This window comes from bacterium (genome assembly GCA_021371935.1).
Classification (GTDB): Bacteria; Armatimonadota; UBA5829; order UBA5829; family UBA5829; genus UBA5829.
This window is the reverse complement of the sequence record JAJFVF010000019.1, coordinates 72,279-90,584: the sequence shown is the minus strand read 5'-3', so window position 1 is coordinate 90,584 and position 18,306 is coordinate 72,279. Positions and strand designations below refer to the sequence as shown.

General features: G+C 51.2%; 17 protein-coding genes, 1 pseudogene and 1 riboswitch. Of the genes and pseudogenes, 10 read left to right on the top strand and 8 right to left on the bottom strand.

The annotated features are described in order from the left end of the window. Positions 1 to 49: 49 nt before the first annotated feature. Entirely contained in the window at positions 50 to 1,099 is a 1,050-nt protein-coding gene (locus LLG46_12805; protein MCE5324177.1) for a Gfo/Idh/MocA family oxidoreductase, read from the bottom strand. Positions 1,100 to 1,141: 42 nt separating this feature from the next. Between LLG46_12805 and LLG46_12800 the strand changes: the two genes are divergently transcribed. Continuing rightward, entirely contained in the window at positions 1,142 to 3,289 is a 2,148-nt protein-coding gene (locus LLG46_12800) for a DNA polymerase (protein ID MCE5324176.1), read from the top strand. 201 nt (positions 3,290 to 3,490) lie between these two features. Here the strand turns inward: LLG46_12800 and LLG46_12795 are convergent, their stop codons facing one another. Further along, complete coding sequence (locus tag LLG46_12795) at positions 3,491 to 3,817, bottom strand: hypothetical protein (protein ID MCE5324175.1); 327 nt, start codon at positions 3,815 to 3,817, stop codon at positions 3,491 to 3,493. A 195-nt stretch (positions 3,818 to 4,012) separates the two neighbouring features. Next, the gene (locus LLG46_12790; GenBank protein ID MCE5324174.1) at positions 4,013 to 4,531 is read right to left on the bottom strand and encodes a phosphatase PAP2 family protein; all 519 of its coding nucleotides are present in this window, start codon (positions 4,529 to 4,531) and stop codon (positions 4,013 to 4,015) included. A gap of 127 nt (positions 4,532 to 4,658) precedes the next feature. On the opposite strand from LLG46_12790, the pseudogene hpnJ reads away from it, so the two are divergent. The 4 genes and pseudogenes from hpnJ (at position 4,659) to LLG46_12770 (ending at position 7,939) form a co-directional block, all read left to right on the top strand. Further along, positions 4,659 to 6,056: pseudogene (hpnJ, locus tag LLG46_12785) on the top strand (hopanoid biosynthesis associated radical SAM protein HpnJ). Further along, complete coding sequence (locus LLG46_12780; GenBank protein MCE5324173.1) at positions 6,042 to 7,145, top strand: radical SAM protein; 1,104 nt, start codon at positions 6,042 to 6,044, stop codon at positions 7,143 to 7,145. The pseudogene hpnJ and the gene LLG46_12780 overlap by 15 nt, the downstream one beginning before the upstream one ends. Further along, positions 7,127 to 7,564, top strand: a complete 438-nt coding sequence (locus tag LLG46_12775; GenBank protein MCE5324172.1) for an EamA family transporter — start codon at positions 7,127 to 7,129, stop codon at positions 7,562 to 7,564. The genes LLG46_12780 and LLG46_12775 overlap by 19 nt, the downstream gene beginning before the upstream one ends. Continuing rightward, on the top strand, positions 7,565 to 7,939 hold the full coding sequence (locus LLG46_12770; protein MCE5324171.1) for a DMT family transporter: 375 nt from the start codon (positions 7,565 to 7,567) through the stop codon (positions 7,937 to 7,939). 10 nt (positions 7,940 to 7,949) lie between these two features. Here LLG46_12770 and LLG46_12765 read toward each other — a convergent pair whose 3' ends face one another. The 5 genes from LLG46_12765 to LLG46_12745 form a co-directional block, all read right to left on the bottom strand. Next, the gene (locus LLG46_12765; GenBank protein ID MCE5324170.1) at positions 7,950 to 8,471 is read right to left on the bottom strand and encodes a GrpB family protein; all 522 of its coding nucleotides are present in this window, start codon (positions 8,469 to 8,471) and stop codon (positions 7,950 to 7,952) included. Further along, entirely contained in the window at positions 8,440 to 9,336 is an 897-nt protein-coding gene (locus LLG46_12760; GenBank protein ID MCE5324169.1) for a hypothetical protein, read from the bottom strand. The genes LLG46_12765 and LLG46_12760 overlap by 32 nt, the downstream gene beginning before the upstream one ends. Before the next feature lie 537 nt (positions 9,337 to 9,873). Continuing rightward, on the bottom strand, positions 9,874 to 11,184 hold the full coding sequence (locus LLG46_12755; protein MCE5324168.1) for a TldD/PmbA family protein: 1,311 nt from the start codon (positions 11,182 to 11,184) through the stop codon (positions 9,874 to 9,876). Next, the gene (locus LLG46_12750) at positions 11,181 to 12,641 is read right to left on the bottom strand and encodes a TldD/PmbA family protein (protein ID MCE5324167.1); all 1,461 of its coding nucleotides are present in this window, start codon (positions 12,639 to 12,641) and stop codon (positions 11,181 to 11,183) included. The genes LLG46_12755 and LLG46_12750 overlap by 4 nt, the downstream gene beginning before the upstream one ends. 240 nt (positions 12,642 to 12,881) lie before the next feature. After that, positions 12,882 to 13,640, bottom strand: coding sequence for an MBL fold metallo-hydrolase (locus tag LLG46_12745; GenBank protein ID MCE5324166.1), 759 nt, complete (start codon positions 13,638 to 13,640; stop codon positions 12,882 to 12,884). 268 nt (positions 13,641 to 13,908) lie between these two features. Then, positions 13,909 to 14,015: riboswitch (TPP riboswitch) on the top strand. Between the two features lie 61 nt (positions 14,016 to 14,076). On the opposite strand from LLG46_12745, the gene thiE reads away from it, so the two are divergent. The 5 genes from thiE (at position 14,077) to thiL (ending at position 18,268) form a co-directional block, all read left to right on the top strand. Further along, the gene (thiE, locus tag LLG46_12740) at positions 14,077 to 14,715 is read left to right on the top strand and encodes a thiamine phosphate synthase (protein MCE5324165.1); all 639 of its coding nucleotides are present in this window, start codon (positions 14,077 to 14,079) and stop codon (positions 14,713 to 14,715) included. A 4-nt stretch (positions 14,716 to 14,719) separates the two neighbouring features. Beyond that, positions 14,720 to 16,006, top strand: a complete 1,287-nt coding sequence (thiC, locus tag LLG46_12735; GenBank protein MCE5324164.1) for a phosphomethylpyrimidine synthase ThiC — start codon at positions 14,720 to 14,722, stop codon at positions 16,004 to 16,006. 203 nt (positions 16,007 to 16,209) lie between these two features. Further along, positions 16,210 to 16,422, top strand: a complete 213-nt coding sequence (locus LLG46_12730; protein MCE5324163.1) for a hypothetical protein — start codon at positions 16,210 to 16,212, stop codon at positions 16,420 to 16,422. A gap of 17 nt (positions 16,423 to 16,439) precedes the next feature. Next, positions 16,440 to 17,273, top strand: coding sequence for a hypothetical protein (locus LLG46_12725; GenBank protein MCE5324162.1), 834 nt, complete (start codon positions 16,440 to 16,442; stop codon positions 17,271 to 17,273). Further along, positions 17,270 to 18,268 carry a thiamine-phosphate kinase gene (thiL, locus tag LLG46_12720; GenBank protein MCE5324161.1) on the top strand — a complete coding sequence of 333 codons (999 nt, stop codon included), beginning with the start codon at positions 17,270 to 17,272 and terminating at the stop codon, positions 18,266 to 18,268. Before LLG46_12725 ends, thiL begins: the two co-directional genes overlap by 4 nt. The last annotated feature ends 38 nt before the right edge of the window (positions 18,269 to 18,306 follow it).

Genomic DNA, 18,306 nt, shown 5'->3' with positions numbered 1-18,306 from the left:
GAACATCGAATCATAGATTTTGTATTTGATATTGACTCTGTACGACAGGCTAACCGCTAAATTCGGTGCCCGCTTTCACCTCAGAAATGACCTTTATCACACCCAAAGCCTCGTCTATCGTGATTGGGAATGGCTTGCCCTCACGGACAGTGGAATACAGATAGTCCCATATGGATGTCATATCAACCTTGAGCTGAGGATCTACCGGAATCGACTCTTCTATCCATTCGAGCTTTTCAGGCAGGCAGTAATCGCCGATATTAGGTGTGCCGGGATTTGCAAACTTATCTGAAAGCTGCTGGTTCGGGTCGATATAACGCAGCTTGATTGTCTTCTCATCACTCGAAAGCGCACCGCGTGTGCCCCATATCATATACACATCCTGGCTCAAAGCAGCACCAAAGCATATCTCCATGTCCACCATCCGGCCGTTCTCACCCATAAACACTATCTTGATGTGATCTTCGGCGTTGCCTATAGCCGCAACCCGCTTGAGATCACTGAACATAGACTTGACCGGAGACTCCAGCAGGCGAAGAGAATGGTCGATGATATGCGGCCCCCAGTTGAGCAGCATGCCGCCTCCGCACTCCTTGATCGTCTGCCAATCGCCGCGTCGCATATACTGCGCCCGCTGCAGCTTGATCTGATATACATCACCCAGAATCCCCGATGATATGATCTCTCGAATATGCGTAAACGCCGGCTCGAAACGTCTGTTGTGGCGGATATATAGCCTGTTGCCAGTGGATTCGGCTATCTTGGATAAGGCAAGAGCATCCTTATAATTGGTGCACATGGGCTTTTCGAGAAATACATATTTGCCGGCCTCCAGAGCCATCTTCGCATGTGCGAAATGATCGGGAGAACGGGTCACTATGTCTACCATTTCAACCTGTGGATCGGCTATCAGGTCCTCAATCTTCTCGTAAGCAGGACAGCCGTAATGCTCGGTCATCATTGCACGCCGATCCTCGATTACATCACACGCCGCAACTATCCTGAACTTTGATTCTCTGCCCTCCAGTTCTTTCAGATGCATCGACTGCGTGGCTCGACCGAGGCCGACTATTCCCAGACTGATTGGCTTGCTATTCATTTGTAATAAACCTCTGTATTCCAATGGTATAATATACGAGTTATGGACAGTGTTGAGAAAATCCTTTTCGGCAGCGACCCGACTGAAGGAATAGTTGCTGTGGAAGTCGGAACGGAAACCGCCATTATCTATCGACGAATCGATGGCGCGATGACAACGCACGAGACGCCGTTCAAACGCTGGATACTCACGACTGAGAAGCACCAGATCACTGACGCGCAGTGGACAGAGCTTGACGGCAGCGGCTATAGATTCCTGGCAGAGTTCGACAGCAGCAATTCATATAACGCCGCACGATACTGGCTGCGTGACGCGCACGCATCGCATATCGCTATGCCGACCGCGGCAAAGCAGTATCTGACCAGGACAGGCCAAACTCTCTTTAAGGGAATGGATTTCGACGATGTCGTCCGCATGCAGCTCGATATAGAAACCCTCGCGCTCACACCCGACAAGCCTGAAAACGAGATATTCATGGTCGCTATAAGGGACAATCGAGGCTTCGAGACCCTAATCACTGGAGATGAAGCACAGATATTGAGAGATACTGTCTCATGCGTGCGTGAACGCGACCCAGACATAATAGAAGGCCACAACATATATGACTTCGACCTGGCTTACATGGCGGCTCGTGCGAAATATAGAGGTGTGAGGCTGGCATTCGGACGCGATGGTTCAGAAGTTATATTCGGCCAGAAGCAGCAGAGCGCTATAGGCTATTACTCCAGGCCGTTCAGCCCGGCTCATATCCATGGCAGGCACATAATCGACACCCTGCTGGCAGTGCAGAGGTGGGATGTGTCACGGGCGAGTCTGTCGAGCTACTCTCTCAAGGCCGCCGCTAAGGCACTGGGCATTGCGGAAGACGATAGAGAAATTATCCCTCACGACAAGATTGCGCAGGAGTGGCATGACAACCCCGAGCGGGTCAAAAAGTATACTACTCAAGATGTCAGAGAGACCGATCTGCTGGCGGGGATAGTATGCCCGTATGAGTTCTATTTGACTCAGATGATACCCGACACATATGAGCGTGCTGCGACATCCGGCACCGGCGAAAAAATCAACTCCATCTTCATTCGGCACTATCTCAGCAAGGGCTGTGCTATCCCAGAGCAGTCCGAACAAAAAACGCTGCCGGGTGGATACACGGAGGTGCGCACGGCTGGAGTGATCGAGCATATAGTCAAGTGCGATGTGGAGAGTCTGTATCCGAGTATCATGCTCACACATAAGGTCAAACCGAAAAACGATACTCTGGATATTTTCTTGCCCGCCCTCGCGAACCTGGTGCAGAGGAGACTGGCGGCCAAACGCAAGGCAAAAGAGTCGCAGGGGCGTGAACACGCATATTGGGATGGACTGCAGAGCGCGTTCAAAATCCTTATCAACTCGTTCTATGGCTACCTGGCCGGACCGTTCAATTTTAACGATCATGACGCCGGCGCAAGGGTCACGACTACGGGTCAGAAACTGGTCAAGCGGATAGTCGAGGAACTTGAAAAGGCGGGAAGTATGGTGGTGGAAGTGGACACCGATGGCGTATATTTCAGCCCGCCAAATGATATCGACAGCGAAGAAAAAGAAGTCGAATATATCGAACGCATCGGCTCGGCACTGCCCGAAGGCATCAGGCTGGCGCATGACGGTCGCTACAAAGCTATGATCTCGGTAAAGATCAAAAACTATGTGCTGGAATCATACGACGGCAAGAAGACATTTAGAGGTTCTGCTTTGAGATCACGCGCGGATGAGCCGTTCGGGTTGGATTTCATATCCGGCACTGCAGAATATCTGCTGCGAGGCGAAAAAGACAAAGCAGGCGAACTATACAAATCACTCTCTGAAAAAATCAGCAATGGTCAGCTCGGTATAGAAAAATTTGCCAGGCGAGAAAGGATCACAGAAAAGACCTTCCACTCCACAGGCAAAAAGCGGCTTGCACAGGCTGCAAAGGGCATGAAAGTCGGTCAGTATGTGAGCATCTATGAGAAAAATGACGGCTCAATCGGGCTGGCGGGTGACTATGCTGGAGATGAGGATAGACATTACCTCCTGGAGAAACTCTATAAATTCGCAAGTCGACTTAAGGAAGCGTTTGGCGAGGACTTCGATGTCTTGTTTCCTAAACCACCGACAAAGAAACACATGGATCCCGCCAATCAGCAGACATTAAGCCTATTTGACTAGCCCGCATTATTCACGAGGAACGTGAATAATGCCCTCAGAGACCCGGATTATGCGGTAAGCGCATAATCCGGGCTAGATTCACCATTCAGGCAAAGTCACGCGACGCTTCGGGGTAATAAATAAATGTGGGCTCTACGTCCACCATAAATGAAGATTTTGCGGCCCTTTGATCAGCGTCCTCTCACTGGTCGAAGGGTCATTCTAGACAGCTTCAGGTGGGACTTCGGGCATAGTCGGTCTTCTAAAGCCGGTGGCGGCAAAATATAGCTGAATTCCTCTGCTCGCTACTTGGGAACCCGCGATTGCCATCACAATGAGCAGAGCTATCCTGCCCATCAATAATACCACCGATTCCCCCAGGCGGCTGGTCGTGGTCTGAGTAGCGGATACCGGAGCCGCAGGCTTGAGAACAATGGCATTTGAGTTGAAATATTGAAACGCGGCCACGAAGACGAAGACCAGTATCCCCACCCCGGCAAGAAATACAAGCATACCTATTATGCGACCAGTTAAATCGCCCTTATGCATCCAGAGCCTCCAGATCGGCTGAAATCATTGACGGCTCGGATGATCGATCACTTGCCGAGCACTATATCCTTATACCCCGCAAATAGAAAATCCTCCAGAAAGAACAGGGTTATTATGCATTATAGGATGGAAGAACCTGAAGAAGACAATCCATTTTTATGGCTCGGCGGGTGCCTAGCCATCCCGGTGGGTAATTTACCAACTCCACTGCAGCGCTATGCCGTTGGAGGTTGGAGCTAAGCCCTCCTTGGTGAAAGTTTTGGCCATATAATAGCCGATGGCGGCGCCGCCTATTACATCCTGCCAGTAATGAGACCCGACCTCGACACGCGAATAACCTATCGCGGCAGCCGTGATATAGGCAGGCCATTTGTATTGCGGCCTGTAGTCGGACAATACCGTCGCCATTGCGAATGCAGCCGTTGTATGGCCGCTTGGGAAGCTGAACGTGGAATCGCTGTTTGGACGCTTCTCACCAACTATGCGCTTGAGGAATGAGGTGGTCATGGTTGTGGCACCGAGCGCTTTGATGCCTGTCGTAAACTCTTTCTTGTCTGAAACCAACGACAGCTCGCCCACAATTATAAACGGCACTACAGCACCCGATATACTGCGAGCAAAATCATCACTTACCAGATCTGAAGCCATTACATTATCCAGGCAAATCATCGATAAGATGACTACAAGCAGAACATGCAGGCAGTTTATTCTCATCGGCATCGGTCTCCATGACTGAATTTGGGTCTGGATACAATTATGCCCGCCGATTGCTTAAATAAACCGGAATACTATATGACAACCTATCTGTTTAGAGCCAATGCGCCGGGGGCAAATATGAAGCAGTATGAAAACGCTTTTTCTCAATCCTCCTTCTTTTCAGGGTTTCGACGGCGGTGCCGGTTCACGATATCAGGCTAGAAGAGAAATAAAGTCATTCTGGTATCCCACATGGCTCGCTCAGGCATCTGCAATTGTCGAAAACAGCAGAGTCGTTGATGCGCCGGCAGATGACTTGACTGTTGAGCAAGTTCTGGATATCTGCACAGACTATGAACTTATCATAATCTACACAAGCACGCCATCATTTGCAAACGACTCCCGCCTGGCTGAGCGGATCAAAATGAAAAGAAATAATGCCAGTATAGGCTTCGTTGGACCGCATGTAAGCGTGCTGGCTGAGGAGTCGCTGCGGTCGGTTGAAGCTGTGGACTTCGTGGTCAGGCGTGAGTTCGAGATTCCAATACAAAAAATTACACAAGGGCACAAGCTCAGTGATATAGATGGGATCAGTTGGCGAGATGGAGATGATATCCGCCATAATTGTGATTCAGAGCTTATTAGAGACCTGGATGCGCTGCCATCCGTGATCGATGTCTACAAACGTGATCTCACCATCGAAAACTACTACATAGGCTATCTGATGCACCCGTATCTGTCGATCTACACGGGAAGAGGCTGCCCCGGAAGATGCACGTATTGCCTCTGGCCGCAGACTATTTCCGGCCATGAGTATAGAGTGCGCAGCCCTCACTCAGTGTGTGATGAACTGGCAAGGGCAAAAGAACTGTTTCCACAGGTCAAAGAACTATTTATAGACGATGACACATTCACAGCCAATACCCGGCGCGCAGAAGAGACTGCAAGACTGATCGGCCCGCTCGGGATCACATGGTCGACCAGCAGCAGAGCAAACGTGCCTTACGGAACACTCAAAACGCTTAAGGAATCAGGGCTCAGACTATTGATGGTGGGGTATGAGTCCGGCAGTGATGACATACTCAAAAACGTCCGCAAAGGCATTAGCACCGACATGGCGCGCGCATTCACCAAAGACTGCAAGTCCCTTGGGATTGCACTTCATGGCACGTTTTGTCTGGGTCTGCCCGGAGAAACCAAGCAGACACTCGAGCAGACTATTCGCTATGCATGTGAACTCGACCCCGATACAATGCAGGTCTCAATCGCCGCGCCATACCCAGGAACGGAATTCTACGATCAGGCGGTCGCGAATGGATGGCTCGTGCCTTCGGAACTTGTCTCGCAAAACGGGACGCAGGTCTGCCCTATGCACTATGAAAACATATCCGCCGATGAGATCAGCAAAGGTGTGGACAGGCTCTATAAACGATTCTATTTCAGGCCTAAGGTAATGGCTCGAATAGCGATTCAGATGGCAAAAGACGGAGAGGTCAGAAAGAGAAGACTGCGCGAGGGCAGAGAGTTCCTGGGATTTCTGAAGCAGCATCACGATATACCCAATAGAGATTCCACATTCAGGCAGGTAATTAAAAACGGTGGACCGGGGTTCTGCCAGTTCGCGATTACCGACGCTTGCAATGCGACATGCAAATTCTGCAACTTCCGCATGGATATGGGCATACAGCGCACATTTGTCTCGCTGGAAAACGCTATTGCGGCACAAAATATCTTGGCGAAAAACGGCATAGGATATATCGCTTACATAGGCGGTGAGCCTACAATTCACCCGAAACTTGCGGACATGATCACGCATGCGAGATCACTGGGAATGAAAACCATCATCTGCACAAATGGTTCGATGCTCTCAAATGACCAGATAAGCAAATATGCAGATGCGGGTCTGGACAGCGCAATCATATCAGTGGATGCGCCGTCCGTGGAAGCGCATGAGCAAAACAGAGGTATTTACGGACTCTGCTCACGGATCGCATATGCGAATATAGTTTTGCATGACGCAGGAATAGAGACCACGGCGTCAGTGACCATGAGCAAACTGCTCGGAGACCTCTCCAAAATGCCGGACTTCCTTGAATCGCTCAACTTTCACCAGGTGACGTTCTCATATCCCTTGAGAATCCTGGGGTCGAGTTTTCGCAGTTATTCCGACTCTGATCTGATCGACTACACAAATGAAGAGCTTGTGGATGTATTTGAAAACGTCATCAAGATGAAGCAGAGGTTTCGAGTAATAAACCCGACAGCCTCACTTCGTGAGATGCAGCGGTTCATAAGAGGCGAGAAGCAGCGCTTTGCCTGCCTTGCCGGATATAAATATTTCTACCTGGACTGGAATCTGGACGTGTATAGATGCCATGCATGGCCGGAGCCTATGTGCTCGATATTCGACTTCGAACCGTCCAAACTCATACGCGACGGCTGCACGCGGTGTATGATCGACTGCTATAGAGACGCAAGCGTGCTACATGAAGTAGGTATGGCGATATATGACGCCAAGTGCTCTCTGGTAAACGGCCATCCGGGCAAAGCTGCAGTGCGATTTTTCAACATAAACACATTTGAAGCGGTGAAGTCTGTTCTGGAGGATATGAGTTGGATCAGAAGACTTTAAAGATAGAACCTATTGTGCAGAGAGAAAAGACGTTGATGCAAAGGCTCAGCAGAAACAAGATAAAAGTGCTTATCGCGATGTTCTTCGCGGTCATATTCGGAGCGTTCGGAGACATATCTATCCGCTACGGAATGCGAAATGTGGAAGCAGCTCAACATTTCTGCCTGTATGGTCATTTCATCTGCGCTTCGACAAACCCGTTCGTCTGGATAGGTGTGCTATTGCTGGTGTTGTTCTTTATACTCTACCTTACATCGCTGTCATGGGAAGAACTCAGCTATGTGCTGCCGCTGACTGCTGCCGACTATGTGCTCGTCACACTTCTGGCATATTTACTGCTGGGAGAAGATGTCTCGCCTATGCGCTGGGCGGGAAGCTTACTTGTGGCGACTGGAATAGCGCTGGTGGTGAGGACATAAATGCTTAAAGTTGGAATTTCCCTCGGGATGGCAATCTTATTCGGCGCTATCGGCGATATCCTGATGAGCAAAGGCATGCAGGAAAATGGAGCCGTCAGCATCCGCCGCATCAGCGACGTGCCCAAAATAGCTAAACTCGTCTTTTCAAGGCCGCTGGTGATACTTGGAGTGGTCTCGATGGCGATCTACTTCGGATCATACGTGGCTGTCTTGGGCTGGATCGATGTTAGTGTGGCAAATCCGCTTACGGCACTCAGTTACCTGATCGCAAGCGCTTATGCGGCTTTTGTTATGAAAGAGAAACTCGGTATCGCGCGTACTGCGGGAATTTTGCTGATAGTTCTGGGGGCAATTTTGGTCGGTTTAAGTTCATAAATTGCTTTGGCTACTTCCCCATCATGGCTAATGTTGTGATTTCACAAACCATATCAGACTTGCCGTCGATATAAGATTGGCGGTCGTTATCAAATTGCTTGCATAATTCCAGTTTGTGCTGTGAAAGCCTATCCACCCACTCAGGATGCGTACGCATAAAATTGCGAAAACATATGTGATCGCGTAATGAAGCAGCGCTGGCGATACACACATAGAAATGATGCGGCGGCAGGGATTCGATCAATTTTTGATCTTGCAGAGTGAATGCCTCGCGGTCAAGAATGCCCAAGTCTCCCAGGTGAGTATACCCTATTGCCGCCAGTCGATCTATGACCTGAGAAAGCACCGGCCTTTCTACAATAACATCTATGTCAATGATAGGCTTCGCAGTCATCCCGAGAACGGCGGTGCTTCCGACATGCTCAATCGTATATTGCACACCAGCCAGCGCGGGTTCTACGAAAGCCTTCACACTCTCGAACCAGTATGGCCATTGGGTATTATAGGGTTGAACTAAGGTTACTTCGCTCATTTGTCTTCATCAGGTCTTCGTAATATAAAAACTGCTGCGCCCAGCCTGCATACTTGCCGTATCGGCTGCCGAATGTGCAGGATATGCATCTGTACACATTATCCGTGATTGTCCTGGCCTTCAGATCGGGTAGAAACAGTCTGTGGGCAAGCTGGCGCACATGCGTGTCGACCGGCACTGCCTCGTCCTTGTCCAAAGAAAACAGACATACACAGTCGGCTATCTTTGGTCCGACGCCTGGAAGCTCTAGTAGGACCTGCTTATCATCGGCATAACTCGCTTCTCTGAGTGAAGACAGCCAGCCACTGCCGCGCTTGACTATCTCCAGAGCCACATTCCTGACAAGCCGACCCCTGAAACCAAGAGCTTTGTTGTTATGAAGCGCCGCCGGGTCGGCAGATGCAATCGCCTCAGGAGTCGGAAACGCATAATAGCACGAACCACCAAGCTCACAGACCAATTCGCCGTAAGTGACGGCCAGTGTCTCCACTGCGCCCATTATCCTCGGGATATTGTTGGCTGCCGAACACACGAAGGAGAAAAGAGCCTCTGTGGGGTCCTGGCGAAGCAGTCGCAGACCATGAAACCTCTCCGTAAGCTCGGCAAGATGAGGATCGGATTTGCCTAACTCGGCATATATGGCGTTTACATCATCGTTGAGGCGCAAATATTCCTCGACAAGCGGTCTGTCGGAATGCGGATACGTCCTCCAGAGCAGGCTGCCGTCCTTGATATCAAGCTCCATCAGCTTGTCTTTGACTACGCCTGACCATACGCCGCCGCGTTTGTGCCAGCGAAACGCCTGCCCACAGGTCATAGTCAGATCGAGGTCTAAAGGCTGTCCTTGAAGGTCTATCTTTTCCATTCTGGCCCCCATATCACCCGCAAGCAAATACCTCACACTGTGTGGGGTTCGGAGACCCCAGTTCAGCTTTGAGGCGGCGATTCGGAGATCGCCGCCTATCTGTGTATACTATCTGTATATTATTACCACTCGGACACATATGGCTCGGCAGAAGCCTCGCCCTCCCGGCATGCCTTTATTTGGGGCAGGAACACCACCGACCATCTTCATCTTGAATGTCAACGACCAACTTAATAGCGAGAAATCGGCTTTATTACAACGTTAGGTCAAAAGCAGATTCTTCGCATTCGCTCAGAATGACTGGATGTGAAACGCTTTTCGGTTTTGTATTCGGCTGTCGCAATCTGAAATTGCGAGATTCTATTTTGGTCGCGATCGGATATCGCGCCCGAACAAAGAACGCTCGCGCAAGTACCCGCAACCATCTGCAGGAACACACAACACACAACTCAGAACATATGCTAGCCCGGATTATGCATAAAGCGCATAATCCGGAGCTCAGAGAGCATTATTCACGTTTCTCGTGAATAATGCGGGCTAGAATGCTGTCCCGCTCAGGAATGTGAACTTGCTCGTCTTGATCGCAGGAGCAAGGATTCCATCATCGAGCACCAAGTCTTTGCCGACCATCTGCACATTTGCAAGAGCCTCGACAATGCTCTGATTGAACCTCAAATTCTTGACCGGCGAGATAATCTTACCGTCCTCTATCAGAAATGTACCGTCGCGAGTCATACCCGAAACCGCCGCAGTCATCAAATGGGTTATATTTGCATAGTGGAACCGGGTCATCATTATGCCCCGCTTTGTGGATGCGATCATTTCGGGAATGGTGGCATCGCCCGGACCCATAACAAGATTGATCCCACCAGAGTGGCCGGTGGACTTTTTGCCCTCACGATGAGCGGTGTATGAGCCATAGAGCACACCGCTGGCTACGCCGTTTTTGAATATATCGACATGCTGCTTCGCGATGCCCTCACCATCGAACGGAGTGGCTATCGTGCGCGGGTCACGACCGTCGTCCCAAATGCTGACCTTCTCACTGACGATCTTCTGGCCCATCTTGCCGCACATAAAGCTGTGACCCTCTTGATATGACATTGCGCCCATACCGGCATAACGCAGATCGTAGAGCATGTCGCAGACCGCATATGGCAATAGGATACACTCATAATCGCCGGGAGGCGCATCAATCGGATTGCGGCTCTCATATGCCCGTGCGGAAGCCTCCGCTCCTATCGCGCCGGGCTGAATATGCGAACTGTCGACGCCATGAGCCTGTGCATAGCCGAATCCGCCGTCGGGGCCGGTCACGACACATGTGAGCCTTGCGGACGTGCCCTGATAATATGAATCCACGCCGAGACTGTTCATGACGCCATGCTCGTGCACGTTCTTATTATATGAACCGGCGGCAGTGCCGCCTATTCGGTCAGACTCAATCACTATCTGACGCACGGCGTTGGCTCTGTCTTCGGCAGTCATGTCGTCTGTGGCCTGTGAATATGACTCGACCTGGGGAATGCGCTCGACAGGCTCGGGAAGAGAGACGAAATCAGGGTTCTCGTCCTGGTGGCGGGCGATTGCAATAACCTTATCGACCAAGTCGCGAATGCCCTGCTCGCTGATATCGTTGCCGCTGCCGGAGGCTATCTTCTTGCCGAACACAGCGCGCACACCGACACTGTAATTCTCAAAGCCCATGTTCTGGTGGATCGTGGAATTCGCAAAACGAGTGAGAGCGGAATTGCCCGTGCGGATGTTGACCTCGGTCTGGTCTGCGCTCGAATGGCTCAATGCGACCTGCATCAATGATCTTAATTTTTCCTGGCCCAGTAATTTCATTTCGCACCTTCCATTCTTACGTTATTGAACCTTGCCGGGGCAACTCCGTGCCCGACATGCGCAAGCTGAGCAGGCTCACCCTTGCCGCAGTTGGGAATGCCGTATAAGTGCCAATCGTCCTCGCCGCAGACCGCATCACATGAACCCCAGAACTCGGGGGTCATGCCCGAATATATCGGGTTCTTTAGTATGCGCCCGAGCGAACCGTCCTTTATCTCCCACGCGATCTCCGTTCCGAACAGGAAGTTCAACCGCTTGTCGTCGATGCTCCAGCTCTTGATATCTGCTGCATAGATGCCGTCGGGTGTGTCGGCTATCAGCTCATCGAACGACCAATCGCCCGGAAGCAGGTTGATGTTGGTCATCCTGATGATCGGCATACGGTTCCAGTTGTCCGCCCGCATGGCTCCCGTGCTGTGCTGACCGAGCTGTATTGCCGTCTCACGTGAACTCAGATATCCCTTGAAGATTCCCTCTTCCACTACGTTAAAGCGCTGGCCGGGAACACCTTCATCATCAAAATAGAAAGAACCCAGACCGCCGGGCAGCGTGGCGTCGGCGGTAATGTTGACTGCTTCGGAGCCATAGCGGAAACAGTTGAGTTTCTCCGGAGTCAGAAAACTCGTGCCGGCAAATGATGACTCCATGCCGAACACACGGTCAAGCTCTATCGGGTGACCGCAGGACTCGTGCACTTGGAGCGCCAAGATCGAACCCTGGAGGATGAGAGTATTCGGACCAGCCGGACATACCGGAGCATCGAGCAGTGCTACGGCCTCTCTCGCCGTCTGCTCGGCATGCTCGATCAACTCAAGAGACTGCACGAACTCATAACCCACAGCGGAATAATCACCGCCGAACGAACCGGGATATGACCTTGTCTGGACCTCGGAACCCTCTATGGCCGTAGCAGATATACCAGCGCCGCTCTCGACCTTTTTCTGTTCGATATACGCCCCCTCGGTGCTGGCGAAGACCTGGTTGAACTTATAAAACTCCATAAAACTGTCGGTGACCTTAACCTTGGCATCCTGCCTGAGGACTTCGTCGGCATCTCTAAGATAGCCTATCTTCTCATCGAGCGGGACATCGAACGGGTCGATCTTCCAGTCGGTCTTGAAAGACCCCTCGTGAACCTCCACGGGCGCCAACTTCACATCCTTGACCTTCACCCGCGCAGACGCACGAGCGATATTGACCGCTTCACCCGCTATCCGCTCGCCTGCCTCATCTGAAACGCTGGGACTGCACGCAAAACCCCACGCGCCGTCTATGAGCGCACGCACGCCGAAACCATAACTCGACGACTGGTCCAAATACTCGACCTTGCCGGTCCTTAGGTTTATCGACTCGTTGTCCCGCCGGACTATACGGATGTCCGCATAATCCGCACCGAGCGCCTTTGCTCGATCCAATACCTTTTCACAAAAATGTTTGACGTCAATTGAATCTGTCATATCTCCCTCGAACAATTGCTGAGCGTGGAGAGCCTAGACCCGCTCTCCAACAGTCAGCGCAATATTAAAGCGTTTCGTCACTTCACGAAACTAAGCCTCATTACTCATATCATTTTTACTCATGACGAATTCCCATCTCTATACTGATTATATAAACAGCTTCACAATACCTGCAAGTTAGTTCAGGCACGATCAGATATCGCGCCTGAATGCAAAACGCTGGTTTTTCTAAGTAAGAAGTCAAATTTCTATCTTCAGACCATCGTAGGCAAGCTGCACATCCGGCGGGAGGGCTGCATTCGTCTGATCATGCTCAAGACGATGGGCTATATGTGTGAAAAATGCCCGCCTGGGCTTGAGTTTGCATACTATAGAAAGCGCTTCACTTACACAAAAATGTGTCTCATGCGGCTCATGACGGATCACTCCCAGCACCAGCGTATCCAAACCCTGCAATAATTCTTCCGATGAAGCGGGAATATGGCTGCAGTCGGTCAGATACCCAAAGTCACCGATCCTATACCCGTAGATCGACAACTTGCCGTGCATGATCGGGATCGGCATGACCGGCACCCCCATAACATCAAACGGCTTGTTTATTTCGATCAGGTTCAGTTGAGGCTTGCCGCCGCCGAGTTGGGTCGGCACAAACACATATTGAAAAGCCCTTCGCACACATTCCAGCGTCCTTGCAGAGCCATAGCATGGCATGGACTTGCCCGAAATATCATTGAAACGGCGCACATCGTCCAGGCCGAATACATGATCGGCATGAGCATGAGTAAAGATCACCGCGTCCACATGGCAAATGCATTCCCTCAAAACCTGTTCACGCATATCAGGACCGGTGTCGATCAAGATATTTACTCCACCGACCTCCACAAATACGGATGAGCGGGTCCGTCTGTTATGCGGATCACTGGACGTGCAGACTGGGCAGTCGCAGCCGATCATCGGAACTCCATGCGAGGTGCCGGTGCCTAAAAACGTGACTATCATTGCATACGCTCCATAACCATGCTAGCCTGAGCTTGCGGATGTGTCAAATGGTTGAGAGAGTTCTCTGGGAATTGGGGGCATTGCTCCCACACAGGGGTTGGGAGATTGGGGGCTGGGGATAGAGAGGGTTGAGTGGACAACAAAAGCCTCCCTCCCCTGACCCCTAACTCCTATCCCCCTGCATCGGTCTCTCTCGGAAAACTGAACACTCCCAAATGGTTTGACATGGCATTTATCGAGTGGTAAACTGGATTTGACCGCTTGAGCGGAGAGCCGCTGGGGGTGCCTCAATATACGAGGCTGAGAAGCGTTTGAGCTAACCCTTGGAACCTGGGATCGGATAATACCGACGTAGGGAAGCGGAGATGGAACCCTTGCAGCCGCGAGTCCCGTCTCCCGGGATTGGCGGCTTTTCGTGTTTTTTGAGGATGTTGTATTGGTTGGGCAATTATCGGGACTCTACGTCATAACTGACTCACAGCTTAGACCAGAACGCACGCATGCGCAGATTGCACGCTCGGCTGTTGAAGGTGGCGCCAGATTTATTCAGATCAGAGACAAACATGCCTCTGACCGCGAATTTTATGAGGCTGCGCTCCAGGTCAGAGAGATTACCGAAGCGGCAGGAGTCATGTTTTTCGTCAATGATAGACTGGACGTGGCGGCTGCCGTGGGAGCAGACGGCGTGAATATAGGCCAGAGTGACCTGCCGGTGGAGATTGCGCGGGGACTGCTCGGCAATGATGTGATAATCGGAGTATCGGCGGACAGCATCGAACAAGCCAAACAGGCACAGGATGATGGCGCAGATTACGTCGGGTTCGGACCCATATTTTCTACGACAACTAAGCTCGATGCCGGACCTGTATCGGACCTGGAAACACTGCGCAGAGTATGTCATGAAGTCTCGATCCCGGTGGTCGCAATAGGCGGGATTTGCCTGGATAATATAGGGTCGGTGGCGGCTAATGGCGCGGCATGCGCTGCAGTGGTGTCGGCGGTCGTCTGTGCGGACGATATGGTCGCTGCGACATCCGACTTGGCGAAAGAATTTACAAAATTCGTAGGATGGTAGAATATTGACACAGTTAGAGGCTGCTCGTAAGGGCAAAATAACCCCGGAGATGGAACAGGTCGCAAGAGATGAGCAGATCGATATAGACTTGCTCGTGCGGCGGATCGCTGAAGGAACAATCTGCATTCCCAAAAATGTGAGGCGGGATTTTGCATCGCCAAGAGGTGTGGGGCTGGGTCTGCGGACCAAAGTGAATGCCAACATAGGAACATCTGCGACATATCCCGATCTCAAGGACGAAATAATCAAGCTCAACGCTGCGATCGATGCCGGAGCTGACGCAGTGATGGACCTGTCCACCGGTGGCGACCTGACTGGTATACGTAAAGTCATATTGGACAAATGTCCCGTGCCGCTGGGGACCGTGCCTATCTATGAGGCGGCTGTCAACATCGCGCAGGACCGTGGAGCCATCACCCGCATCACTGGAGATGATCTGCTCGATGTAATAGAACGGCAGGCCAAGCAGGGTGTGGACTTTATGACCGTCCACTGCGGGATTACGAAAGAGTCTATAAAGAGGCTGCGCGACCAGGGCCGCGTGACGGATGTCGTTAGCCGCGGCGGGGCATTCCTGGTCAAGTGGATCATAGTGAACGACAAAGAAAACCCACTATATGAGCGCTATGACGACCTGCTTGCAATTGCTCGAGATTATGACATCACCCTCAGCCTGGGAGATGGTTTCAGGCCGGGATGCACAGCCGATGCGACCGACAGGGCTCAGATTCAAGAGCTTATTATCCTGGGCGAACTGGTAAAGCGCGCAAGGGAAGCCGGAGTCCAGACTATGGTCGAGGGACCTGGACATGTGCCGCTGGATCAGATCGTCGCAAATATGGCTATCCAGAAGCGACTGTGCGAAGGCGCGCCATTCTATGTGCTCGGTCCACTGGTCACAGACATAGCGCCGGGTTACGATCACATAACCTCGGCTATAGGTGGAGCTATCGCCGCCACAAGCGGCGCAGATTTTCTGTGTTACGTCACTCCGTCCGAACATATGGGACTACCGACAGCGCAGGACGTGAAAGATGGTGTGATTGCATCTCGAATAGCTGGACATGCGGCCGACCTGGTTAAAGGCATACCAGGAGCTAAAAATTGGGACCTTGCGATGAGTAAAGCGCGCAAGGCTCGCGACTGGAAGAAACAGATCGAGCTTGCAATCGACCCCGTGCGCGCCAAGCAGTTGCGCGACCAGCGCTCCGGCGGATCGGATGACGTCTGTTCTATGTGCGGAGAGCTTTGCGCTATGAAGGTTGTGGAAGAATACCTGAAGAAATTTTAGATATTATATTTTATATTGAGTATTGACAGTCAAGGCGATAGGGTCAGGATTCGGAAATCCTGACCCAGAAAAGCAAAAATATCACAACCAGCCATTCCGAACGAATGTGAGAAATCTGCTTTTTGCAATGTCTGGCTCAAAGCAGATTTCTCACATTCGCTCAGAATGACATGATCTATACGCTGAGCTATGGAGCAATAAGCATGACTGATGATGAACTCAAAGCTAAAGCAAAGATGTGTCTGGAGTGCCCGATATGCAGGAGTGGACGCAAGAACCAGCGGGGGCTTGCATATCTATTCGTAAAGCTGGTAGACCGCAAAGTCTGCCCAGCATGCAAGGCATTTGAAGAGATTACCGAGCAGAAGGCCTTTGAGCCTATTACTCAGGATGCAATCGACAAGATTATGGGATAGCCTCCGGGAATTGTTTGATGAAACTCACATATTACATTGCTCCACCAGGTTGGACTGCTGACTCACCTAATCCGTTCTCACAAGACGGCAGCTACGAAGGCTGGAGCTGCTTTCAGATTGAAAATGACCTCGATCAGAAATTCGTGCATGGAAAGGCCAAAAGCGGCCTTTTTCATATGCGCTTCGGACCAAATGTAGATAAGATCGAGGAGAGGCTCGCGGATTTCCTGCGATATGAACCGCAGCACGGCAGGCAAGTCATTATGGCTTGCCCGGATGATATCGATGTGGATGCGCTTGTCGAACGCGTTCTGATGCAGCATTCTGAGGGAAGTTATCTTACTCCCGAGGAATCCAGATGGCTCGTGCATTCCACAGATTTGCAGGCTTGGGAAAGTATCAAGAAATGCGGTGAACTGCGGTCGCTGGCACGCCTAAATAGAGACGGCGAAAATGTGCTGGCGCTCGGCATTATGGAGCTTGGAGAGCCAAGTGACTACGCAGAATATGTTATGCTCGGCGTGCCGGGTTATATCGGGCCCGAGAATGTGGTGGCATCGCGAAAGGTCGGCAAGATATTTACGCAAGAAGATACGCCATATACACCGGGAGCAAGGCTGTATTTCGATGGGCGTCGTATAATAGAAGATGGCCTGGCTGTATATGACGGCGTTCATCCGATGAAAGTGCACGATCATCTGCCACTTGAACCTTACCTTGTGCTTGCGGTTACGACTGAAACTGTCGATCCAGAATCGAAAGTCGCTGAATGGACGCCGCGCAAGTTTCTTGACGCAGCAGATTTTTACTTCTTTGAACACATAAGCGCATGCACCGTTAGTAAACAATGAAAATATCACAACTGGGCGGCGAGGCCGCCCTTATTAATTTAATAAGAGACAAATTCGGCGCGGTAACTGACGCAGACCTTGCGCTTGCTATCGGTGACGACGCGGCGCTGATTAACTGCGGCGACTCATACATGATCGTCACGACCGACCTGCTAATCGAAAAGACTCACTTTCGGATGGATATCATCGATCCATATCTGCTGGGATGGAAAAGCGTGGCGGTCAATATCAGCGACATCGCGGCGATGGGCGGAAATCCCACATACTCATTCGTCTCAATCGGTCTGCCGGATGTGGATGTGTCCCTGGTCGAAAAGATATACGAAGGAATGTATGACATATCCAACGCCTTTGGAAGCGTGATAGCAGGCGGAGACACTGTCGGCAGCGAGTGCGGGATCGTTATTAATGTCACACAACTTGGGACCGTCGAACACGATAAAGCCGCCAAAAGAAGTGCGGCACAACTTGGCGACTCGATTATAGTGACAAACACTCTCGGTGACTCCCTGGCCGGACTCCAACTGCTCCTAAAGTTCGGTATGGATGAGGCCAATCGTATAAGCGATTATCTGGTCGAAAAACACCTCAAGCCCGAACCCAAAGTATATGAGGCTCGCGCGGCTGTCGAGACGCGCAAAGTGCGCTCCATGATGGACCTGAGTGACGGGCTGTCGGCTGACTTGGCAAAGCTGTGTGAGGCATCAGGTCTCGGAGCGAAAGTCTATGCAGACAAACTCCCTGTCTCTGAAATGCTGCACATTGCTGCGGCTCGATTGGACACTGATCCTGTTACATTGGCTGCAAGCGGAGGCGAGGACTATGAACTGCTCCTGACCTGCGCACCCGAGGATGCCGACACTGTCATCAACGCGATCAAATCTACAGGATCGAGCGCAACCGTGATAGGCGAGACGGTTGACGTAAGCAGGATCACGCTGGTATCCTCAAATGGAGACGAGCAGGCAATGCCCGAGAGCTGGAAACACTTTTGATTTTAGATTTAGTATTTGAGATTTCATATTGATCTGAT